A 22,324-nucleotide genomic window follows, 5' to 3' on the forward strand; every position below is an offset into this window, starting at 1 on the left:
CAACTTAAAAAGATGAGATAGACCATCTCATCTTTTTTCGTATCAAATCTAAGCATTTTTAAAAACTTTATGGCATACTAGATTTATCAATGAAAGCGAGGTAAACTCATGGAACAATTCTTAGAAGATATTAAAGAGCTTGAAGTTACAACTGTAGCGCGTGCTCAAGAAGCCCTTGATAACAAAGAAACTGCAACTTTCTTTGTTGGACGTAAAACTTGTCCTTACTGCCGTAAATTTGCCGGAACTTTGGCTGGTGTCGTTGCCGAAACAAAAGCACACATCTACTTCATCAACAGCGAAGAACCAAGCCAGCTCGATGCATTGCAAGACTTCCGCTCACGTTATGAAATCCCTACAGTACCTGGATTCGTACATGTTGCTAACGGAGAAATCAAGGTTCGTTGTGATTCTTCTATGTCTGCACAAGAAATCAAAGAATTTGCTGGTTTGTAAAAAGCATAATAAAAAGAAGGCATTTGCCTTCTTTTTTTATATATCTGTCAATGGTGTTGCGGTATCAGGAGACGTATCATAAACTTGAAAATCTACTCCTACACCGAGATCCGCTTGAGCTAGCTGATTGACCATGGTCATGTGGGCAAGCTCCTTGATATTGTTTTCCTTTGATAAATGTCCCAAGTAGATTTTTTTGGTACGATTACCAAGTGTACGTATCATTGCATCTGCACCATCTTCATTCGAAAGGTGACCGAGGTCAGAAAGAATCCGTTGTTTGAGTCGCCAAGCATAAGATCCAGCTCGCAAAATTTCTACATCATGATTTGACTCGATAAGGTAGCCATCTGCATTTTCAACGATACCAGCCATACGGTCACTGACATAACCTGTATCTGTCAGCATGACGAAACTCTTATCGTCCTTCATAAATCGATAAAACTGTGGAGCCGCTGCATCGTGACTAACACCAAAACTCTCGATATCAATATCTCCAAATGTTTTGGTTTTTCCCATTTCAAAAATATGCTTTTGAGAAGAATCAACTTTACCTAAGTACTTACTATTTTCCATAGCTTGCCAAGTTTTCTCATTGGCATAGAGGTCCATGCCATATTTACGCGCTAAAACTCCAACACCATGTATGTGATCCGTGTGTTCATGCGTGATTAATATCGCATCCAAATCTTCTGGTTTACGATTGATTTCACCTAATAAACTTGTGATTTTTTTACCGGATAAGCCGGCATCTACTAAAATCTTTTTCTTAGGGGTTTCTAGATAGAAGGAATTCCCACTAGAACCCGATGCTAAAATACTATATTTAAAGCCTGTTTCACTCATTCTAGTCTTCTACGTCATCCTCCCATACTTCTTCCTTCACAGCATCTCTATCATAAGGAAGTACAATGGTAAAGGTTGAACCCTTACCGTATTCACTCTTAGCCCAAATAAATCCATTATGTTGTTTGACGATTTCTTTAGCGATAGCAAGCCCTAAACCAGTACCACCTTGGGCACGGCTTCTAGCCTTATCAACCCTATAAAAACGGTCAAAAATCTTTGGTAAATCTTCTTTAGGAATTCCTAGACCTTGGTCTGAAATAGATAAAATCATCTGGTCATCAGTGGTTTTCATGCTAACCGTAATTTTCCCACCATCTGGAGAATACTTGATAGCATTGTTAAGAATATTATCAATAACCTGAGTCATCTTATCAGTGTCAATTTCAATCCAGACAGATGTAATCGGATAATCTCGAACAATCTCATATTTCTTTTCCTCATCCTGGGCTCGAATCTTGTCAAAACGGTTCAGGATGAAAGTAATAAAAGCTGTAAAGTTAATCAATTCAACATCTAAATGACTGGTTGCATTATCAATACGTGATAGATGTAAGAGGTCTGTCACCATACGCATCATACGATTGGTCTCATCAAGCGAGACCTTAATAAAGTCTGGTGCAACTGGTTCTGAAAGAGCTCCTTCATCCAAGGCTTCCAAGTAAGATTTTACACTAGTCAATGGAGTCCGTAACTCATGACTAACGTTTGAAACGAAGAGTCTTCTCTCACGCTCTTCTTTTTCTTGCTCAGTCGTATCATGAAGCACAGCTACAAGCCCTGAAATGAAGCCTGATTCTCTTCGTATGAGGGCAAAACGAACACGTAAACTGATATACTCTCCATTGACATTTTGAGAATAAATCATCAATTCTGGACTCTGTGTAATCAAGTCTCTAAGTTCGTACTCATCCTCAATCTTAAGTAACTCAAGTATATTCTGATTTAGAGCTTCATCACTTTCTACCCCAAGTTGTCTTTTAGCCATATCATTAATCATAGTGATTTGGCCTCGACGGTTAGTTGCAAGGACACCATCAGTCATGTATGACAAGATACTATGCAACCTTTTGCTTTCCTGCTCTAAGTTTTCCTGCGTCAGACGAATAACTTCTGACAAATCATTTAAGTTATTCGTGATATTAGTGATTTCACTATTCCCCTGCATATCCAGTACTTGGGAATAATCACCGGCAATTAAATCTTTAACCTTTTGATTTAACTGTTTAAGACGGATATTATCCCTTCGACCTTCAAGCAAAAGGAAACTCACGAGCATGATAAATCCAATTAAAATGAGAACAAAGATAAAATCTCTTGTCAGAATCGTTTGTTTAATTATATTAATCATTATTTCTCATGTAATAACCCACACCACGACGAGTCAAGATATACTCAGGTCTGCTTGGTGTGTCTTCAATTTTCTCACGTAGACGTCTAATGGTAACATCAACAGTACGAACATCACCGAAATAATCATAACCCCAAACAGTTTCAAGAAGGTGTTCACGGGTAATAACTTGACCAAGGTGAGAAGCTAAGTGATGCAATAACTCAAACTCTCTATGAGTTAAATCCAATTCTTCACCATATTTTTTCGCCACATAAGCATCCGGAAGAATCTCTAAATCCCCAATTTGAAGACTTTGTAATTTTGTATCTTCTTCTTGGTTCTCCACTGCTATTAAATCAGTACGACGAAGCAAAGCCTTAACACGCGCTTGTAGCTCACGGTTTGAAAATGGTTTTGTTACATAATCATCAGCTCCAAGCTCAAGACCGATAACCTTATCAAACTCGCTATCTTTTGCTGAAAGCATGATAATTGGAACACTACTTGTCTTGCGAATCGTTTTAGCCACTTCCAGACCATCAATTTCTGGTAACATCAAGTCCAAAATAATGATATCTGGTTTTTCAGCTTCGAACAGTTCAATAGCTTCACGTCCATTAAAGGCTGTTACAACTTCATAACCCTCTTTAGTCATATTAAACTTAATAATATCTGAGATTGGTTTCTCATCATCAACAATCAATATTTTTTTCATATAGTCACCTTTTTCCTTATATCAATTATACCAAAAAAATGCAAAGAAGACACGAAAGACTAGTATTATCAGCATCTTTTTAAATACACTTGCCAAATCTTTTGTTGAGGTTTTGCTAGTGGGTAAAGGTCAAACTCTTCTGGAGTTAACCAAACAACTTCTTTATCGCTATATTCTTTGTCATCAACTACCTGCCCGGCTAAAATTCGGACATGCCACTTTCGATGGCTAAAGACATGTTTCACTTCTTCAAAATGGGTATCCTGCCAGTCAACCTCTAAATCATAATCCTGCTCAAAGCTTTCTTGAGGTGAAGGACCGAGCTGCTGGAATGATTCAGCCACTTGACTAAAGAGATTTAATTCTTCGTCTTTTGAAAATTCCTCTACCTCAATCAAGGGGAAATGCCAAAATCCAGCAAGCAACTTTTCACTTTCATTTTTCTCTAGTAAAAACTGTCCTTTACTATTTTGTACCACTAAAGCATTTAGATAAATAGGAACCGGCTTTTTCTTTGGTGCTTTAACGGGATAGCGATCCATAGTTCCATATTTATAGGCAGCGCTAAATTCTTTAACAGGACTATCCTCTGGTCTAGGGTTAACTGGAGCCTCAATATCTGAACCTAAATCCATCAAGGCCTGATTAAAATCACCTGGACGATCTGGATCAATCAAGATTTCCATCATAGCCTGAAATATTTTCCGATTGCTAGGATTTCCAATATCATGATTGACTTCAAATAGACGAGCCAGAACACGCATGACATTCCCATCAACTGCTGGTTGTGGAAGATTAAAAGCAATGCTTGAAATTGCACCAGCCGTATAGGGACCAATCCCCTTCAGACTTGAAATTCCTTCGTAAGTTGAAGGAATTTCTCCATTAAACTCATTCATAATCTGCTGAGCTGCTGTTTGCATATTGCGAACACGAGAATAATAACCAAGTCCTTCCCATGCTTTTAATAAACGTTCTTCAGGTGCGATTGCTAAACTCTCTACAGTCGGAAACCATTCTAGGAAACGCTCGTAATAGGGAATGACAGTATCAACTCTTGTTTGCTGCAACATAATTTCAGATACCCAAATATGGTAAGGATTCTTGCTTCTTCTCCAAGGTAAATCTCGCTTATTTTCATCATACCAAGCTAATAACTTTTTGCGAAAAGAGCGAATTTTATCTTCTTCCCACATGGATACGCCATATTTCTCCAAATCTAACATATATCTAGTATAGCATATCCTTATAAGATACTCAAAAAATGGAAATAAGGCTTTATACTAGCCACATATGATTCTTTTCACTCGCCTATCACATATCTATCAACTGTTTCTGTTATTTTCCATATTTTTTTGATATAATGACTTTTGAATGAATCTTTAAAGGAGATATCAATGCGTTTTAATCAATTTAGTTATTATCCCGTTACAAATCAACAAGCACTAAAGGAATTATCTGATCTTGGCTTTAAACTTGATCTATCAGCTTCAAATAAAGAACAGTTTGAGTCATTTGTTAGAACTTGTTTCTTCAATTACAAAAATACCGACTATCCACTTTCCGCTTTAGCAGTTGATAAGGAGACTGATCTTCTCACTTTCTTCAATTCAGAACGTGAATTAACTGCAGAGATTTTCTATACTGTAGCATTCCAGTTACTTGGATTCAGTTACTTAGTAGACTTTGAAAATAGTATTGCTTTTCATGAAGATACAGCATTCCCAATTGTTTACGGAAATTTGATTGATAATCTCTATCAACTCCTTAACACGCGCACTAAAAAAGGAAATACCTTGATTGACCAATTGGTGAGTGATGATCTTATTCCTGAGGACAATAACTACCACTACTTCAATGGTAAGAGTTTGGCAACCTTCTCTGCAAACAATGTCATTCGTGAAGTTGTTTATGTAGAAACTCGCGTTGACTCTGACAAGGATGGTCTGCCTGATCTCATTAAGGTAAACATTATTCGTCCAGCATACAATGGGAAAATCCCATCTGTTATGACGGCAAGTCCTTACCATCAAGGAACCAATGATAAGGCTAGCGATAAAGCCCTTTACAAGATGGAAGGGAAATTAGCCGTTAAAGAACCGCACGAGATTAGCTTAAATGAACCAAGGATTAGTTTTGTTGATCCAGTTGGCGAAGCAGATCTTGTTGCTAATGCTGAAGAAAAACTCACTCATATCAATAGTAGCTACACACTTAATGACTACTTCCTTCCAAGAGGATTTGCAAATATCTATGTATCAGGTCTTGGTACCAAGGATTCTCAAGGTCAAATGACCAATGGTGACTACCGACAAGTCGAAGCTTATAAAAATGTTATTGATTGGCTCAATGGTTGTTGCCGTGCCTTCACAGACCATACTCGTGAACGTCAAGTAAAAGCTGACTGGTCAAATGGTAAAGTAGCAACTACTGGACTTTCTTACCTGGGAACAATGTCTAATGGTCTGGCTACTACAGGAGTTGATGGTTTAGAAGTCATTATTGCTGAAGCAGGTATTTCTTCTTGGTACAACTATTATCGAGAAAATGGTCTGGTAACAAGCCCAGGAGGCTATCCTGGGGAGGACTTCGATTCATTAGATGAATTAACTTATTCTCGTAATCTCTTAGCTGGTGACTTTATTCGTGGAAACGAGGCTCATAAAAAATCCATAGAAAAACTAAAGAAAAATCTTGACCGTAAAACTGGGGATTATAACCAATTTTGGCATGACAGAAACTACCTCCTTAACGCTTCTAAGGTTAAGGCTGAAGTTGTCTTTACTCACGGTTCACAAGACTGGAATGTCAAACCACTACATGTCTATCAAATGTTCAATGCTCTTCCAAGCAATATTAATAAACACCTCTTTTATCATAACGGGGCACATGTTTATATGAACAACTGGCAGTCTATTGATTTCCGTGAATCCATGAATGCTCTTTTAACACAGAAATTATTGGGGCAAGAAACTGACTACCAACTTCCAAGAGTCGTTTGGCAGGACAATACTGCTCCTCAAACATGGCATAAACTAAATGACTTTGGAAATCAAAGTGAACATAAAACTTTCTCTTTAGGTACTGGCGAAGCTGTCATTGAAAACCATTACCAAGATTCAGACTTTGAACGATTCGGAAAAACTTACCAAACCTTTAATAATGAACTCTATCAAGGTAAGGTCAATCAGGTAACCATTGACCTGCCAGTGACAGAGGATCTTCATCTTAATGGACGTGTTAAACTAAATCTTCGTCTCAAGTCAAGTACAAACAAAGGCTTACTTTCTGCTCAACTTCTCGAACTTGGTCAAAAGAAATATCTTCAACCTTATCCAGGAGTCTTGTCCGTTCGTACAATCGATAACGGTCGTTACCACATGCTTGAAAATCTTTGCGAACTACCATTTAGCCCAAATGCACAGCGTGTTATCACCAAAGGCTACCTCAATCTTCAAAATCGCCATGATTTACTGAAAATTGAAGAAGTTAGGGCTGATGAATGGATGGAATTCCAATTTGAACTACAACCAACTATTTATAAACTAAAAGAAGGCGATACAGTCCGTCTCGTTCTTTATACAACTGATTTTGAGATTACGGTACGTGATAATACAGACTATCAATTAACTGTAGATCTTGCTCAGTCTAGTCTAGAAATTCCTTATCAAAAGTAGTTAGTTAATTAGAAAACCCGTGATACAAATATCACGGGTACTTTTATTCTTCGGCTTGTTTTTTCATTCTCGCAAGTCTCAATGAACGATTGGGATTGAGGCGATTAAAAAGTTCTTCTAATTTCTTTTCATTCCAGATGTCTGCTGCAGAAACAAAATTTCCATCAGCATCTCGGAAAGATATTGGTTTATCACCCATAGCTAACTCCTAGTCTACAAATTCAAACTCAAATTTACCAATACGAACAAGGTCGCCATCCTTAGCGCCACGAGCACGCAGAGCTTTATCAACTCCCATACCACGCAACTGACGGGCAAACTTCATAACAGACTCATCTCGGTCAAAATTAGTCATATTAAAGAGTTTCATGAGTTTTTCACCGGAAAGAACCCATGTTGCATCATCATCACGACCAATCTCAAATGGTTTTTCTTCTTCATCAAAGCCATAATATGCTTCTTCTTCCATTTCAGATTCATCGTAAATTGGAAATTCTGGCGTCTTATCAAGAAGTTCTGCCGTTGCATCTAATAAAGGTGCAAGGCCTTGCTTGGTCAAACCTGAGATTGGGAAGATTGGCGGTAATTCCTCAAATTCATCATAATTTGCAGCCAATTTTTTCTTGAACTCTTCAAGGTTTTCCTGACTCTCTGGCATATCCATCTTGTTGGCAACAATGATTTGTGGACGCTCCATCAGACGAAGATTGTAAGATTCAAGTTCCTTATTAATCGCTAGATAATCCTCGTAAGGATCACGTCCTTCACTGGCAGACATATCAATGATATGCAAGATAACGCGGGTACGCTCAATATGACGCAAGAACTGAGTTCCTAGTCCAACGCCTTGACTTGCACCTTCAATCAATCCAGGAAGGTCTGCGACTGCAAAGGATTCACCGGATTGAGTCCGGACCATACCAAGATTAGGAACAATTGTTGTAAAATGGTAAGCTCCAATTTTTGGTTTTGCAGAAGTAATAACACTTAACAAGGTTGATTTACCGACAGATGGGAAGCCAACTAAGCCAACATCCGCAAGAATTTTAAGTTCTAACTGTAATTCACGTTCCTGACCTGGTTCTCCATTTTCTGAGATTTCTGGCGCAGGATTTTTTGGTGTTGCAAAACGGATATTTCCACGTCCGCCACGTCCACCATGAGCCACAATAAACTCTTGACCATTCTCAATTAAATCAGTGATGACTTTTCCAGTCTCAGCATCACGCACAGTTGTCCCTTGAGGTACACGGACAATTAAGTCTTCTGCCCCTCTACCGTGCATTCCTTTTGTCATTCCTTTTTCACCAGATTGGGCTTTGAAATGACGATTGTAACGGAAGTCCATAAGGGTACGTAAACCTTCGTCTACAACGAAAACAACGTTACCACCACGTCCTCCATCACCGCCCCAAGGTCCACCGTTAGGGACGTATTTTTCACGACGAAAAGCAACCATGCCATCGCCACCATTACCAGCCTTTACCTTAATCTTGGCTGTATCTAAAAACATACTCATATTCTCTTCTCGCTTTAAAAAGGGCTGGGAAATCCCAGACACCAACTATTTGAAATATATCCTCCAACTAGCAATTTAGAATCTGCTAAATACACCAATTGCAGTCGCAAAAATACCCGCTAAAGTAACAAACAACATGATTAATACGACAAACATTGTTAGTTTTTCAAAGAAAGTTTTTTTACGTTTACCATTATCACCGAATGCCATAATCTCTCCTTTATTATTTTCTCTAATTTAAAATTCATCTGATACAGGAGCAATTGCCCACAAAATCAAGTAAGCAACGATTCCAGCTCCATAACAGAAAGCCAAAACTCCCCAAATAACACGAACAATGGTAGGGTCGATATTAAAATAATGTGCTACTCCTGCGCAGACACCACCAATTTTTTGATCTCTACCACTTCTCATCAATTTCTTATTCATTGTTTTATCCTTTCATCGGAAGAATTTAATCATTCAAATATTTTCTTAAATTTTTTAATTGTTTTCTTGATGCCTTAAGCATACGTCTAGAACTTTTAACTGGCATCTTAACGGCCTGTTGCGGAATATAGAAGACTGTCTTTAAAATACGTTTTGTAACAGGTTCGTCAGTTCTTGTTTCTTTGGCAAAATTATTTGAAATAACGACATCTAGATAGAATTCATGAACTCTTTTACCAAAATTCTCAGCTGAGATTTCATATAATTTTTCAGCTAAGTGTTTTTCATCCATTGACGGTGTAACAAGTAAGGCTTCAAGAATCGCTCCTGCCAAGTCCCTTTCCTCATAATAAAGGGTTCCAAACATTTTATTGTTGATTAGATTATCCAGATAAGGATTCCCATGGGCAATAACAGGAGTCTTACTAGCCAAACTTTCAAGATAAGTCAATCCCTGAGTCTCACTTGTAGAAGCCGATATAAAGAAATCAGCTGCCTTATAATAAAGTGCCGTTTCATTTGGCGGAATCATCCCTGTAAAGATAACAGAATCTTGAATCTGTAAGTCTTCTGCTTGCTCCTTAAGATTTTTCAAATAAGGACCATCACCAGCTACAACCAATTTAACATTTGGTTCTTCTTTTAAGACATCTGGTAAGGCTGCCAGAACTGCTTGAATATTCTTCTCGTAAGAAACTCGAGAAAGACTTAGAAGCATCTTTTCGTCTTGTTGGATCCCTAGTTTATCCCGTAAGTCACTAATGTGTTCAGGACCAATCTCGGGCCGTTCAAACTTGGCGAGTTCAATACCTGTAGGAATGACACGCTTTTCAACCTTTACCTTATAATCGGATAAAAGATCACGGACTATCTCACTAGGACAAATAACTCCGTCGACATCATGTAGAAAACCACGGACTAGGTATTTGACCATACCTGGACGAATCAACATCCCCTTAGCAATATAATGAACATAATCCTCATACTGGGTATGATAAGTATGAATAACTGGAATTTTCAGTTCTCGTGCAATCCATATTCCCAATAAACCAAGAGAAAACTCTGTCTGGGTATGAATAATGTCTAACTGATATTGTTTCGCAATCTCAAGAGCTTTTGTAAATCCACGGTAAGCAAAACGACGATCTTTAAAGGCAAAGAATGGAACACTAGGAATACGGATAATTTGCCAGTCTTCATAGCGATTAACATCCTTATCAGTTGTCGTAAAGATAAAGACTGCATGCCCTTGCTTTTCAAGCTCAGTTTTTAAGGTTCGAATACTGGTCGCAACACCCGAGACCTGTGGGAAATAAGTATCTGTAAATAATCCAATTCGCATATACTACCTCATTTTTTTCCTAAAGCTGCTTGCTCCCGATAGAATTTAAGCCAGATTTCCAAGAGATGCTCTTCTGAATATTCTCTAGAAATAGCCTTAGCCCTCTCTTTTAATTCTTTTAGTGCTTCTGGATGCGCTCTGTATTCCAAAATGGCTTCTTTCATATCTTCCACATCAGTAGTTGGTCGATAATTTCCTTCTAGAATCACCTTATAAAGATCTAAATCTCGAAGCATAATGGGTACTTCACAACTTGCAGCTTCAAGAATGGTCATTGGAAAGAGCTCGTTATAACTAGGAAGTAAGAACAAATCTGCCAAAGCGTACAGCTCTCTCATCCGTTCTGGCTCAACAATCCCAGGGAAAATTAAATTTTTTGGAGGATTATCCATGATTTTTTTATAGCGTTCATAACCATCCGTGATACCACCAAAAGAGAAGCCACCAGCCCAAATAAAGGTAATATCTGGTAACTCTTCAGCAAGTGTAATGAAATCATCAATCCCTTTACGCTTTTGAACCTGCCCAGCTCCTACTACTACGAATTGATTTTCGCTCAACCCCATGTCATGTCGAAGTTTACTTACTTCTTCTACAGGAAGTGGATGCCATTTTTCTTTATTCACAAAGTTTGGGATATAGGTTACTTTTTCACGGGGAATCCCAGCTGCAACCAAATCTTCGATGAAAGTAGGATTGACCACAACCAAATGTTCCATACGGTCATAAAAGGAAAATACGTACCGCTTCACGATTCCTTTTAGGAAGAATGGAATCTTCAAGCTACCTTCTAAGGTATCCGGCAAGAAATGGACATAACCAATTCTACGACCAGAACGCTTCTTTTGGAATGTTGACAAATAATAAGGAAGATCGATTGTATGAAAATGAGTAACATCAGCTTCTACAGGAAGATTCTCCGTTACAATTAGTTGGTCTTTCGCATCACGTTTCAAAAGTTGCACAAGTTCACGGTAAGCTCCAGAAACACCTTGGCCTGCTACCTTTTCACTTGAGCTTAGCATATTGATGCGTAATTTCTCTTTTTCCATACTATCCATTATATCATTTTATTGAAAGAAAATCAGCAAATTAAAAGAGAGATAGCATAAAAGCCAGGGAAATTCCTAACAATTATGCTATTTCTCTTTTTTTGTTTTATTCTACTTAATTCCTAAAGCAATGCGCGCATAGCGACTCATTTTTTCAACCGTCCAAGCTGGATACCAAACTAATTTAACTTCGACGTTGGTAACCTCTGGAACATCTGTCATTGCATCATAAATTTGATCGGTTAAGAGATCTGCCAATGGACAACCCATAGTTGTCAAAGTCATATCGATCTCTGTATCTCCTGTATCACCATCAAAACGAATCTCATAAATCAGACCTAGGTTAACGATATCGATGCCTAATTCTGGGTCAATAACTTCTTCTAAAGCTGTCAAAATCCGTGTTTTGATATTTTCAATTTGCTCTTCTGTGTAAGTCATATTCAGTCTCCTCTATCTTAATCCTCGATAAAGTCACGAAGCGGTTTGCTTCGACTTGGTTGGCGAAGTTTTCTCAAAGCTTTTGCTTCAATCTGACGAATACGCTCACGTGTAACATTGAAGACTTTACCCACATCTTCTAGCGTACGCATTTTCCCATCATCGAGACCAAAACGAAGACGAAGAACATTTTCTTCACGATCTGTAAGAGTATCCAAAACTTCATCCAACTGTTCGCGCAAAACGATACGAGTTGTGTAGTCAACTGGATTTTCAATCACTTCATCTTCGATAAAGTCACCAAGATGGCTATCATCTTCTTCACCAATAGGCGTTTCTAGAGAAACTGGTTCTTGAGCAATCTTAAGGATTTCACGAACCTTATCAGGCGTCATATCCATTCGTTCAGCAATTTGCTCAGGAGTAGGATCTTGTCCTAACTCTTGAAGAAGATTACGTTGTTCACGAACAAGTTTGTTAATGGTTTCAACCATATGAACTGGGATACGGATGGTACGAGCTTGGTCAGCAATGGCACGAGTAATAGCCTGACGGATCCACCAAGTTGCATAAGTTGAGAATTTGAACCCTTTAGAGTAGTCAAATTTATCAACGGCTTTCATAAGCCCCATGTTACCCTCTTGGATTAAGTCAAGGAATTGCATTCCACGTCCAACATAGCGTTTCGCGATAGACACAACCAAACGAAGGTTAGCTTCTGCTAGACGTTGCTTAGCTTCAACATCGCCAGCCTCAACAGCAAGGGCCAACTCTTTTTCCTCTTCGTTTGTAAGAAGAGGTACAACTCCAATTTCTTTCAAGTACATACGAACAGGGTCATTGACCTTGGCAGATGTAGAACCAATTAAGTCCTCATCACTTAGTTCCGGTTCTTCTTCTGTACTTAGAACACGTTCACTTGGATTTCCTTCGTTATCCGTGATTGCAATACCTGCATCTTGAATACGTTGCAAAAGATTTTCAATCCCTTCAACATCAAGAGCAAAAGGAATTACAAGGACATTGTTAATTTCATCATCTGTCGCAGTACCAGTTTTCTTATGGTTACGAATAAACTCAGCGACTTGGACATCAAAAGTTGTTACTTCTTTTTGTTTTTTTGCCATTCTTACTCCATTCTTCTTTTTTGGGCAATTAAGCGTTCAAGCTCTTCTAAAGCAGTTTCTGTATCACCTACATGACTAGCTTCCTGAACCTTCTTTTTAATCTGCAAATTTTGTTGATTCAACAGAGCACGATTTCTCGACTCTTCCACTTCTTTTAACTCTTCTGGAGACATTTCAGAAGGTAAATCCAAGGCTAACACTTGGTACCAAGCATTTTCAACTTCTCTAGTCTGGTTAGCCAAATCTTCCGAAGTGATTAATCCATTATCAATCAGCAGACCATACAAGGTTTGAAACTCAGGTGTTTCAAATACAAAATCATCTCTTAAGCGATAATCATTGAGCACCAAAGGATGTTCCATCATACGGTAAAGAATATGCGCTTCAGCCCTCATAACTGCTGTCAGTTGTTTAGAAACTGACATTGTGATAGGTGTCGGATTAACGACTTGCTTAACCTTCTCTTGTCTCTGTCTAACACGACTTTCATTAATAATGTGCTCTACTTGTTGAAAATCAAAAGATGGTAAATGATCCGTCAGTAAATGAATATAGGTGTTCTGAGCTGTGATAGAAGGTTCTTTGACGATAAGAGGTGCAATTTTCTCAATGAACTCAATCTGTGCTTGGAGATTTTCACTATTACTAGGTTTGTAATGATGGATATAAAACTCAATCGGACTGATTCGAGTATTGGATAAAAGATAAGCCAAATCCTCTGGAGAATTCTTTTGTAAATACTCATCAGGATCCATTGCATCAGGAATCTGGACTACTTGTACAGGTAGATCTTTAAGCTCGTCCAAAGCTTTAGCAGTTGCAGCTTGTCCTGCCTTATCACCGTCATAAGTGATAATCACTTTTTTTGTAAAGCGTTTGAGATGTTCGACGTGTTCAGCAGTCAAGGCCGTTCCCATGGAAGCTACTGCATTTTCAATACCAGCACGGTAGGCAGCGATAACATCCATAAAGCCTTCCATCAGGTAAATTTCAGGAGCTTTACCTGAGCCTTTTTTTACCCTATCCAAATGATATAATTCGTAGCTCTTGTTAAAAATCGCCGTCGCTCGACTATTTTTATACTTGGCAGTTTGAGAATCTGTCTCTTGCCAAATCCGTCCAGAGAAAGCAATTACCTTTCCTTGGTCGTTTGAGAGTGGAAATATAATCCGGTTATGGAAGGTATCAAAGAATTGATTACTCTCGGAAAGATAAAACAGACCTGAATCCAGCAAGTCCTTTTCGCTATAATCATTAGCTAAACGTTGGTAGAGATAAGAACGTTCAGCAGGAGCTAAACCAATCATAAAATGTTTAATGACATCATCAGTCAAGCCACGTTTATAGAGATAGTTTCTTGCTTCCTCACCCATTTTTGTTGTCATGAGAATAGCATGATAAAAGCGTGCAGCCTTATCATGCATCTCATAAAGATTTTGATGAGGGGACGTATGTTGAGCAGTGTTATGGACAGGAGTTTTCAGGTGCATCCCAAGACGTTCGCCTAGAATCCTCACGGCATCGGCAAAGGTAACTTGTTGATATTCTTCAATAAACTTAAAGACATCTCCAGAACGGCCACAACCAAAACAGTGGTAAAACTGCTTATCTTCCACTACGTTAAAGGAAGGGGTCTTTTCACTATGAAAAGGACAGAGCCCTAAAAAGTTCCGTCCAGATTTTTGTAAGGAAATTACTTCTCCTATGATTTCGACAATATTGGTATTGTTTTTGATTTCTTCGATGACTCTCTTGTCAACCATAGACAATACCTCCATTTTATCACAGTTTACTTTATATAGTATACTTTATTTCTGAAAAAAAGTAAACCATTTCATCCCCTTTACATACTCCTATTTCATAGATTATGAACTTTTTAAAGTAAAATTTCATTTAAAAGCAAATAACCTTGAAAATAAAAAATCATAGTTAAAATTTTCTATTCATTTCAAAAACAAAAAACTTAGAGGTAAAAATTATCTCTAAGCTTATTGTAAATATGAACTCCTAATCAAACAGTTGATAGTAATCTGAAATCTTCATCTTGGCTTTTTCATCCTTATTCAAATCTTGGATGATTTGTCCATCTTTCATAACAATCAAGCGATTTCCATACTTTAGAGCATCTTCCATATGGTGGGTAATCATCAAAGCTGTTAGATGATCCTTGCTAACAAAGTCATTTGTCAATTCCATCAAGGCAACACTTGTTTTAGGGTCAAGTGCAGCCGTGTGTTCATCTAACAAAAGTAGTTCTGGACGTTTTAGTGTTGCCATTAAGAGACTCAAAGCCTGTCTTTGTCCACCTGATAAAAACTCAATCGGAGTATCCAAATGATTCTCTAGCCCATTGCCAACCTTCTCAATGGTTGCTTGAAATTCTTCCTTATAGGATGACAATTTTCTTGGGAAAAGTCCACGTTTTTCTCCACGGAACTTGGCAATCAAAAGATTTTCTGCAACCGTCATACGTGGAGCTGTCCCCATCTTAGGATCTTGAAAAACACGAGAAAGATACTTGGCACGCTTTTCAGGGCTAAAATGAGTTACATCCTCGCCCATGATGCGAATGCTACCACTTGTCAATGGTAGAGTCCCCGCAATGCTATTAAATAGAGTTGACTTCCCTGCTCCATTTCCACCCAAGATTGTGATGAAGTCATGTTCAAAAATTTCAAGTGAAACATCGTTTAGGATAATTTTTCCCTCGTCGAAGCCATTTTTCACAATTTTTGTGGCATTTTTTAATTCAACAATTGCTGTCATTTGCTTAACTTGACTCCTTTCAAGTATTTATCCTTAAGGGTTGGAATGACTAGACAAGTGGCTAGGATAAGAGCACTGTAAAGTCTGAGGTAGCTGGTGTTAAATCCGAGAGCAATGACTCCCCATACCAAGAATTGGTAACTAATCGAACCAACAACAATGGTAACCAAGCGTTCTGCTAGGGTAAGACTCTTAAAGAGGACCTCACCGATAATCAAGCTAGCAAGACCAACTACGATAACACCGATACCACGAGAGACATCGGCATAGCCTTCTTGTTGAGCGATAAGGGCACCAGCAAGTGCGATCACACCATTTGACAAGACCAAGCCCATAAGCTCCATGCGTCCAGTATTGATACCAAAACTACGAGCCATATCTGGATTATCTCCTGTCGCGATATAGGCCTGTCCAAGTTTGGTATCTAGGAAGAAAAGCATGAGAAGGATAACCAAAGTCACAAAAATCAAGCCTGTAAATAATTGATTAACCTCAGATGAGAAAGGAAGAACATCCTGGATTTGTTTGGTTCCCAAAAGCCCAAGGTTTGCGCGTCCCATAATCATGAGCATGATAGAATGGCAAGAAGTCATCACCAAAATACCAGACAAGAGTGTTGGAATCTTTCCTTTCGTGTAAAGAAGACCAGTCGCTAAACCTGCAAGACAGCCTGCTCCAACAGCTACTAAGGTAGCAAGAAAAGGATTGACTCCTTGTGTGATTAGAGTTACTGCTACCGCTCCTCCCAACGGGAAAGAGCCCTCCGTTGTCATATCTGGAAAGTTGAGGATTCGAAAGGTCATAAAGATTCCCAAACCTAGAATAGCCCAGACAAATCCTTGTGAAATTATCGATACTATCATGTTACATTCATTTCCTTCTTTTAAAAATTGGAGGAGATGTCTCCAACTCCTCCTTCATTCTTATTCGATTACTTGACCAGCTTCTTTAAGAACTGATTCTGGAATAGTGATTCCAAGTTCTTGAGCTAGTTTTTTGTTGATCACTGATTTACCAGTTGAGAAGACATTGACTGGAGTATCAGCAGGTTTTTCACCCTTCAAGACTTTAGCGATCATCTTACCAGTAGCCACACCAAGATCGTGTTGATCCACAACGACTGATGCCAAACCACCGGCTTCTACCATTGCAGTTGCACTTGGATAGATTGGTTTTTTAGCTGTTTGGTTACTTGATACTACAGTTGAGAACGCAGATGCGATTGTGTTGTCAATTGGAACCCAGATTGCATCTACTTTTCCAGTCATGACGTTTACTGTAGAAGCAATTTCGTTAGTTGATGGAACTGCAAAAGTTTCTACTTTCAAACCAGCTTTTTCAGCGTAAGTTTTGAACTCTTCAACTTGAGATTTAGAGTTATCTTCACTACTTGAGTAAAGAGCTCCAACTGTCTTAACATCAGGAGTCAATGTTTTGATCAATTCAACCTGTTGTTCAGCAGGGTTGTGGTCAGACACCCCAGTGATGTTCCCACCTGGTTTTTCCAAGTTTTGTACAAGGTTAGCACCAATTGGGTCTGTGATAGCAGCCATGATAACAGGAAGGTCTTTTGTTGCACTTGCAAGACCTTGAGCCGCAGGTGTTGCGATTCCGACAACGACATCATTTCCGTTTGCCACCAATTGTTTACTCATTGTAGCAACCTTACTTTGGTCACCTTCAGAGTTCATAAAGTCGATTTTAACTTGGTCACCTTTATAACCTTCTTCAGCAAGTCCATCTTGGATTCCTTGGTAAATCAAATCAAGTGATGGATGGCTTACAAACTGAAGAACACCAACCTTAGCTGTTTTATTAGCTGTCTCAGTTTTAGTTTCTTGTTTCGTTAAGCTAGAATATACTAAGCTTCCACCAACTACAAGTGCTAATGCTACGATAATGCCGAGTAGACGTTTGTTCTTCATAATTTTCTCCTTATTTCTTCTTAACTTATTATTTTTTTTATTCAATCACTTATTCAAGCGACGCCATCGTTTGATTTCCATAATTTTTTACTCCCCATAGAAAAAGTCCTCACACAAAAAACTTGTGTGAGGACGTCGATGCGCGGTGCCACCTCAATTATAGGAACTAGTCCTATCGCTCTTACTCGCTAAAACGAGTTGCACTGTAAGGTGTGCTCACCGAATTCTTATGATTTCAAATTCTTAATAACATTCAGCCCAATTTTCATCACTTCCACCTATCTGTTTCCACCAACCACAGACTCTCTAGAAAAATTCGATGATTACTTTCTGAATGCTTAAATTATATCATTTTCCTAAAGCTTGTCAAGAGTTTTCATGAATTATTTTAAAAAATTACGAAAATTCCTACGGTTTTTGGAAAATGAAGTTTATATTAACCTGAATTACGTAATCCTGTAGCAATTCCGTTAATAGTCGTATGAATTAATCTTTCTTCATCTGAAGAAAGCTCACCACGACGTTGACGCTTAATCAACTCCAACTGAATATAGTTAAGGATATTGAAATAAGGCATACGGTAGTTTAGACTATCTTTCAAGTACGTATTTTCTGCCAGAAGTTCTTCGTAGCCTTCGATGGCCAAGATAACGTTCTTGGTCAATTGCCATTCATCTAAGATAGTATAGAAGACTGCTTGTACTTCTTCACTTTCACATAGTTTAGCGTATTCAAAGGCAATGTTCATGTTAGATTTTGACAAAACCATATCTACGTTAGAGAGAAGAGACTGGAAGAATGGCCAGTTTTGATACATTTCTCTAAGCGTTTCGATATTTTTAGGATCCTGATCGATAAATTCCTTAAAGCTTGAACCAACTCCATACCAACCTGGGAACATAACACGACTTTGTGACCATGAGAATACCCAAGGGATGGCGCGTAGACCACCAATTTCAGTAATCGTTTTACGAGCTGCTGGACGAGAACCAATATTGAAACTTGAGATTGCCTTGATTGGACTAGATTCAAAGAAATAATCATAGAAATGTTCATTTCCAAATACGAGCTCACGGTAGATATCGTAGCTGCGTTCTACCACTTGATCCATGATGGCTTCATAGCGATTTGATGTATTGGTATCACTCTTCTTCTTAGTAATCATACGGTTAATAGCTGCTGAAACCAGCATTTCAAGGTTATAGTAGGCTGCATCCTTGTTTCCGTATTTATTTCCGATAACTTCACCTTGTTCAGTCAAACGGATACGATCCTTGATGGATTTGAGTGGTTGAGAAGCAATGGCATCATAAGTAGGGCCACCACCACGACCAACGGTACCCCCACGACCGTGGAAGAAGGTTACTTTGACACCAAACTCATCACCAATAGCAGTCAATTGTTTTTGTGCCTTATAGAGTGTCCAACAAGATGAGAGGTATCCACCATCTTTGTTACTATCAGAGTAGCCAAGCATGATTTCCTGGTAATTATCTCTAGAAGCAATCCACTTCTTAGCAAGTGGTAAAGAGAAATACTTTCTCATTGTTTCTTCAGAATGATCTAAGTCTTCGATTGTTTCAAAAAGAGGAACGATTTGTACACGCGCTTTTTCATCATCTACAAGACCAACTTCTTTAAGCATGATTGCCAATTCTAACATATCAGATACGCTAGTTGCATGAGAGATAATTGTTTGACGAATAACGTCTTCTCCCAAACGATCTTTTAATTCACGAGCAGTTTGGAAAATAGCCAATTCTTTTTCGAGCAGTTCAGACTTCTCAGCATGAGTCGCTGACAAGATTCGAGGATCTTCTAACAATTCATGTAAAAGCAACTCGCACTTTTCATCTTCTGACAAATCGCTATAGTGGTCATTAATACCAGCAGATGCTAACAATTCAGCAACACAGGCTTCATGGACGCTTGAGTCTTGGCGCATATCGATTGATGCCAGGAAGAATCCGAATACTTCGACTGCTTCTAAAAGCTCTGCAAACTCACCTGTCAACAAGGCTTCTGCCTTATTTTCAAGCAATGAATCCTTAATGACATATAAGTCATGCTTAAACTCTTCAATTGTTTCGTAGTAAGGAGGACGCTCATCTGCCAAATCTTGGATAGCTCCTGAGATTCGATTGCTGATATAGTCAGTGATTTCTCCTTGTTGATGCCCTTGAGCGCCAAGAAGACGTTCGACATGATGACGTTCATCTGCTGATGAACCAACAACCGCCCACTCTTTTAGATTCAATAGTGTTTGAATCAATTTTGATTGAATAAAGTGAAAAGCTCGACGATAAGGTTCTTTCTCGCGGAAAACAGAAGTATCTTGAGATTGAGCTGCCATTTCTTCAACAGCCTTACTTGTCTTGGATAGATTAGTAGAAAGAGAGAAAGTACGATAGAGACTAGAAATCTTGCTGATATAGTAGTTGAAGATGACTTCGCTTTGAATGGTTGCTGAACGCATGAGAGTTTCAGCAGTTACAAATGGATTTCCATCTCGGTCTCCACCAATCCACATTCCCATAGTAATAGGTTTGGCTTGTTTAAGGTCAATTCCTTGTTCTTTCGCAAGACGTTTATATTCTAGCATTAGATTTGGTACTGCCTGAAGGAAGGAACTATTGTAATATTCCATCACGTTAGTGATTTCATTCGTTACTTTTAGTTTCTTCTCACGAATCATATCCGTCTGCATGATAATCTCAATATAGCGACGAAGATCATTGTGCCATTTTTCCTCGTTAATAAGACCCATTTTCACATCACGGTATTTACGCAAGAGAGTATGAATATGTGTGGTCAAATCCAACATACTCTTCCGTTGCACTTGTGTTGGGTGGGCTGTCAATACTGGCACGACATTCAGACGTTCAAGAATTTCAGCGGCATTTTCTTTTTCAGCGACCATTTCAATGGTTGTTGATAATTTACCGAGATAATCTTGGCCAATATTATTTAGATGGTTGATTTCGTATGCCAAGTCAACATCTTCAGAAATATTAATCAAAAGTGGCAAAATAGAGAAATATCTAGAAATGTAGACCATTTCATCATTGGAAAGACCTCTTACTACTTTATCCAAACCTTGATAGTCTAATTTTGATGATAGCTCCTTCAACTGCATAATCTTGTCAAAGGTATCAGCGGGAAGCATATTTTTCGTGATATCTTCAAGTAAATCTGTCAAGATTTGAACTTCTTCTTGCACGACAGTTTTGTTACCAAAATTTTCTAACTTTTGAAGAGACATTTTTTTCTCCTTGTTACTTTTTCTTAGAGCTGTGTTTCATACTCGCTGTAAAGTTTTGCACGTTTTTCACTAGCATCGATATTTAAGACAAAGGCGATGGCTACAGAAAGAACCAATAGACTATTCCCTCCCTGAGAAAGGAATGGGAAGGTTACACCTGTAGATGGAATCAAACCTGAGATCCCACCTATATTGACGAATACCTGGATCAAAATCATTCCACCGATACCGATTGCCACCATTGAGTTAAATGGATCTTTTGCTCGAACACCAACCAAGATAATGCGGAGGATTAAGAAGAATAAGAGAGCTAAAATAAGACTGGCTCCGACAAAACCAAACTCTTCAATAACAATCGAGAACACAAAATCCGTGTGTGCTTCAGGTAGATAACCGCGCTTTTCGATAGAGTTACCTAAACCTAAGCCAAACCAGCCACCATTAACCATTGCATAGTACGAATTGGCTAATTGGTGTCCCGCACCAGCTACGTCATCAAATGGATTAAAGAAGGCACTAAAGCGTTTAGCTACATAACCAAATACAGGAATCTTCGAAACCTTATCAACACCAATCAATTTAATGGCAGTTAATGATACAAAGGATACACTGGTCAATATTCCGAGAATGGTTGCGAACCATCGATGAGCTATTCCACTAATTGAGTACATCAACAATGCTACTAAAAAGAGAATTGTCGCATTTCCAAGGTCAGGGAAGATAGCCAAGCTACCAATCATGACTATGAGTACAAATCGCCAATCATTAAAAGATCTTGGTAACCATTGGTTTTGAGTTAAAACTTGAAAGTCATAGACACCAATTTCTTCTTGTTGTTTTGAAAAACGTTGAGCCAAGTACCAGATAATAATAATTTTCAAGTATTCGGCAGGTTGAACAGTAATTGGTCCTACTTTAATCCAACCGTAGGCACCATTAATAGGAATCCCAATCAAACGTGCTAGAGCAAGCAATACTAACTCTGAAAACATCACAATGAATAACAAGCGTTCATTACGTAAAAATCCTAGCTTCAACTTATAGATAACTGCAATCAGTATTAAACTAGCGAACCAAAATATACCTTGGTTTCGAACTAATTGAAAAGCGCTCTGTCCTTCTTGGATTAAGGACGCACTCGTTGTCGAATATACCACTATCAAGCCCAAAACAGACAAGAGGATATAGGGCACTAAAATGGAATAATTCAACAGGTGCCGTTTACTAATTTTCATACTTCACCACTAACAAATCTTATTTTTTATTAATTTTAGTTTTCTTGCTATTATACCATTTTTTGAGTTAGAAAAAAACTCTTACCCTATAAAGGTTAGAATTTAAGCTTGAAGAAGTCACACAGCAATTATTTTCATTTATAACTTTTAACTAAGGAAGATTTAAAAAAACTCTATCTTTCAAGAGTAGAAAGATAGA

20 protein-coding genes are annotated in these 22,324 nt (G+C 38.4%); 2 read left to right on the plus strand and 18 right to left on the minus strand.

The features are described 5' to 3' along the window. The first annotated feature begins 108 nt into the window (after positions 1–108). A complete protein-coding gene (locus ACXYSN_RS02750) occupies positions 109–456 on the plus strand; it encodes a thioredoxin domain-containing protein (protein ID WP_458636074.1) in 348 nt (115 codons plus the stop codon). A gap of 36 nt (positions 457–492) precedes the next feature. Here the strand turns inward: ACXYSN_RS02750 and ACXYSN_RS02755 are convergent, their stop codons facing one another. From ACXYSN_RS02755 to mutY, 4 genes are all read right to left on the minus strand, one after another. Next, complete coding sequence (locus ACXYSN_RS02755; RefSeq protein WP_006150622.1) at positions 493–1,302, minus strand: MBL fold metallo-hydrolase; 810 nt, start codon at positions 1,300–1,302, stop codon at positions 493–495. A gap of 1 nt (position 1,303) precedes the next feature. Beyond that, the gene (gene vicK / locus ACXYSN_RS02760) at positions 1,304–2,653 is read right to left on the minus strand and encodes a cell wall metabolism sensor histidine kinase VicK (RefSeq protein WP_006150645.1); all 1,350 of its coding nucleotides are present in this window, start codon (positions 2,651–2,653) and stop codon (positions 1,304–1,306) included. Then, the gene (yycF, locus tag ACXYSN_RS02765; protein WP_235084093.1) at positions 2,646–3,350 is read right to left on the minus strand and encodes a response regulator YycF; all 705 of its coding nucleotides are present in this window, start codon (positions 3,348–3,350) and stop codon (positions 2,646–2,648) included. The genes vicK and yycF overlap by 8 nt, the downstream gene beginning before the upstream one ends. Positions 3,351–3,418: 68 nt before the next feature. Then, complete coding sequence (gene mutY / locus ACXYSN_RS02770) at positions 3,419–4,576, minus strand: A/G-specific adenine glycosylase (RefSeq protein ID WP_458636075.1); 1,158 nt, start codon at positions 4,574–4,576, stop codon at positions 3,419–3,421. A 171-nt stretch (positions 4,577–4,747) separates the two neighbouring features. Here mutY and ACXYSN_RS02775 point away from each other — a divergent pair, with 171 nt between their 5' ends. Then, positions 4,748–7,027 (plus strand): Xaa-Pro dipeptidyl-peptidase, encoded by a 2,280-nt coding sequence (locus tag ACXYSN_RS02775; RefSeq protein WP_458636076.1) that lies wholly within the window; start codon positions 4,748–4,750, stop codon positions 7,025–7,027. Positions 7,028–7,070: 43 nt separating this feature from the next. On the opposite strand, the gene ACXYSN_RS02780 is transcribed toward ACXYSN_RS02775, so the two are convergent. The 14 genes from ACXYSN_RS02780 to ftsW all read right to left on the minus strand — a co-directional run bounded on the left by ACXYSN_RS02780 (position 7,071) and on the right by ftsW (position 22,125). Further along, positions 7,071–7,226 carry a hypothetical protein gene (locus ACXYSN_RS02780; RefSeq protein ID WP_458636077.1) on the minus strand — a complete coding sequence of 52 codons (156 nt, stop codon included), beginning with the start codon at positions 7,224–7,226 and terminating at the stop codon, positions 7,071–7,073. A gap of 9 nt (positions 7,227–7,235) precedes the next feature. Next, entirely contained in the window at positions 7,236–8,546 is a 1,311-nt protein-coding gene (gene obgE / locus ACXYSN_RS02785; protein ID WP_458636078.1) for a GTPase ObgE, read from the minus strand. A 75-nt stretch (positions 8,547–8,621) separates the two neighbouring features. Further along, positions 8,622–8,756, minus strand: a complete 135-nt coding sequence (locus tag ACXYSN_RS02790) for a DUF4044 domain-containing protein (RefSeq protein WP_000863850.1) — start codon at positions 8,754–8,756, stop codon at positions 8,622–8,624. A gap of 27 nt (positions 8,757–8,783) precedes the next feature. Continuing rightward, on the minus strand, positions 8,784–8,975 hold the full coding sequence (locus tag ACXYSN_RS02795) for a PspC domain-containing protein (RefSeq protein WP_006150624.1): 192 nt from the start codon (positions 8,973–8,975) through the stop codon (positions 8,784–8,786). 25 nt (positions 8,976–9,000) lie between these two features. Beyond that, positions 9,001–10,317: a glycosyltransferase family 4 protein gene (locus ACXYSN_RS02800; RefSeq protein WP_458636079.1), complete on the minus strand. Its 1,317-nt coding sequence runs from the start codon at positions 10,315–10,317 to the stop codon at positions 9,001–9,003. A gap of 8 nt (positions 10,318–10,325) precedes the next feature. Beyond that, the gene (locus ACXYSN_RS02805) at positions 10,326–11,369 is read right to left on the minus strand and encodes a glycosyltransferase family 4 protein (RefSeq protein WP_458636407.1); all 1,044 of its coding nucleotides are present in this window, start codon (positions 11,367–11,369) and stop codon (positions 10,326–10,328) included. A gap of 111 nt (positions 11,370–11,480) precedes the next feature. Then, positions 11,481–11,810, minus strand: coding sequence for a metal-sulfur cluster assembly factor (locus tag ACXYSN_RS02810; RefSeq protein WP_441348297.1), 330 nt, complete (start codon positions 11,808–11,810; stop codon positions 11,481–11,483). A 17-nt stretch (positions 11,811–11,827) separates the two neighbouring features. Continuing rightward, complete coding sequence (rpoD, locus tag ACXYSN_RS02815; protein WP_004252673.1) at positions 11,828–12,937, minus strand: RNA polymerase sigma factor RpoD; 1,110 nt, start codon at positions 12,935–12,937, stop codon at positions 11,828–11,830. A gap of 2 nt (positions 12,938–12,939) precedes the next feature. Continuing rightward, the gene (gene dnaG / locus ACXYSN_RS02820; protein WP_458636080.1) at positions 12,940–14,700 is read right to left on the minus strand and encodes a DNA primase; all 1,761 of its coding nucleotides are present in this window, start codon (positions 14,698–14,700) and stop codon (positions 12,940–12,942) included. Positions 14,701–14,944: 244 nt separating this feature from the next. After that, on the minus strand, positions 14,945–15,703 hold the full coding sequence (locus ACXYSN_RS02825; protein WP_458636081.1) for an ABC transporter ATP-binding protein: 759 nt from the start codon (positions 15,701–15,703) through the stop codon (positions 14,945–14,947). Continuing rightward, positions 15,700–16,566, minus strand: a complete 867-nt coding sequence (locus ACXYSN_RS02830; RefSeq protein ID WP_036752806.1) for an ABC transporter permease — start codon at positions 16,564–16,566, stop codon at positions 15,700–15,702. Before ACXYSN_RS02830 ends, ACXYSN_RS02825 begins: the two co-directional genes overlap by 4 nt. A gap of 60 nt (positions 16,567–16,626) precedes the next feature. Next, the gene (gene trpX, locus ACXYSN_RS02835; protein WP_458636082.1) at positions 16,627–17,628 is read right to left on the minus strand and encodes a tryptophan ABC transporter substrate-binding protein; all 1,002 of its coding nucleotides are present in this window, start codon (positions 17,626–17,628) and stop codon (positions 16,627–16,629) included. 436 nt (positions 17,629–18,064) lie between these two features. Beyond that, positions 18,065–20,890 (minus strand): phosphoenolpyruvate carboxylase, encoded by a 2,826-nt coding sequence (gene ppc, locus ACXYSN_RS02840; protein ID WP_458636083.1) that lies wholly within the window; start codon positions 20,888–20,890, stop codon positions 18,065–18,067. Positions 20,891–20,913: 23 nt separating this feature from the next. Beyond that, positions 20,914–22,125, minus strand: a complete 1,212-nt coding sequence (gene ftsW / locus ACXYSN_RS02845) for a cell division peptidoglycan polymerase FtsW (RefSeq protein WP_458636084.1) — start codon at positions 22,123–22,125, stop codon at positions 20,914–20,916. Positions 22,126–22,324 lie beyond the last annotated feature (199 nt).

It is taken from the genome of Streptococcus sp. V869 (assembly GCF_054353515.1).

What these genes read in the sequence shown, in the direction of transcription:
- vicK (WP_006150645.1), bottom strand. Translation starts at nt 2,653, where the DNA reads ATGATTAATATAATTAAACAAACGATTCTGACAAGAGATTTTATCTTT.
- ppc (WP_458636083.1), bottom strand. Translation starts at nt 20,890, where the DNA reads ATGTCTCTTCAAAAGTTAGAAAATTTTGGTAACAAAACTGTCGTGCAA.
- ACXYSN_RS02795 (WP_006150624.1), bottom strand. Translation starts at nt 8,975, where the DNA reads ATGAATAAGAAATTGATGAGAAGTGGTAGAGATCAAAAAATTGGTGGT.
- trpX (WP_458636082.1), bottom strand. Translation starts at nt 17,628, where the DNA reads ATGAAGAACAAACGTCTACTCGGCATTATCGTAGCATTAGCACTTGTA.
- ACXYSN_RS02775 (WP_458636076.1), top strand. Translation starts at nt 4,748, where the DNA reads ATGCGTTTTAATCAATTTAGTTATTATCCCGTTACAAATCAACAAGCA.
- ACXYSN_RS02780 (WP_458636077.1), bottom strand. Translation starts at nt 7,226, where the DNA reads ATGGGTGATAAACCAATATCTTTCCGAGATGCTGATGGAAATTTTGTT.
- ACXYSN_RS02830 (WP_036752806.1), bottom strand. Translation starts at nt 16,566, where the DNA reads ATGATAGTATCGATAATTTCACAAGGATTTGTCTGGGCTATTCTAGGT.
- obgE (WP_458636078.1), bottom strand. Translation starts at nt 8,546, where the DNA reads ATGAGTATGTTTTTAGATACAGCCAAGATTAAGGTAAAGGCTGGTAAT.
- ACXYSN_RS02825 (WP_458636081.1), bottom strand. Translation starts at nt 15,703, where the DNA reads ATGACAGCAATTGTTGAATTAAAAAATGCCACAAAAATTGTGAAAAAT.
- ACXYSN_RS02790 (WP_000863850.1), bottom strand. Translation starts at nt 8,756, where the DNA reads ATGGCATTCGGTGATAATGGTAAACGTAAAAAAACTTTCTTTGAAAAA.
- ftsW (WP_458636084.1), bottom strand. Translation starts at nt 22,125, where the DNA reads ATGAAAATTAGTAAACGGCACCTGTTGAATTATTCCATTTTAGTGCCC.
- ACXYSN_RS02805 (WP_458636407.1), bottom strand. Translation starts at nt 11,369, where the DNA reads ATGGAAAAAGAGAAATTACGCATCAATATGCTAAGCTCAAGTGAAAAG.
- ACXYSN_RS02755 (WP_006150622.1), bottom strand. Translation starts at nt 1,302, where the DNA reads ATGAGTGAAACAGGCTTTAAATATAGTATTTTAGCATCGGGTTCTAGT.
- rpoD (WP_004252673.1), bottom strand. Translation starts at nt 12,937, where the DNA reads ATGGCAAAAAAACAAAAAGAAGTAACAACTTTTGATGTCCAAGTCGCT.
- ACXYSN_RS02810 (WP_441348297.1), bottom strand. Translation starts at nt 11,810, where the DNA reads ATGACTTACACAGAAGAGCAAATTGAAAATATCAAAACACGGATTTTG.
- ACXYSN_RS02750 (WP_458636074.1), top strand. Translation starts at nt 109, where the DNA reads ATGGAACAATTCTTAGAAGATATTAAAGAGCTTGAAGTTACAACTGTA.
- dnaG (WP_458636080.1), bottom strand. Translation starts at nt 14,700, where the DNA reads ATGGTTGACAAGAGAGTCATCGAAGAAATCAAAAACAATACCAATATT.
- ACXYSN_RS02800 (WP_458636079.1), bottom strand. Translation starts at nt 10,317, where the DNA reads ATGCGAATTGGATTATTTACAGATACTTATTTCCCACAGGTCTCGGGT.
- mutY (WP_458636075.1), bottom strand. Translation starts at nt 4,576, where the DNA reads ATGTTAGATTTGGAGAAATATGGCGTATCCATGTGGGAAGAAGATAAA.
- yycF (WP_235084093.1), bottom strand. Translation starts at nt 3,350, where the DNA reads ATGAAAAAAATATTGATTGTTGATGATGAGAAACCAATCTCAGATATT.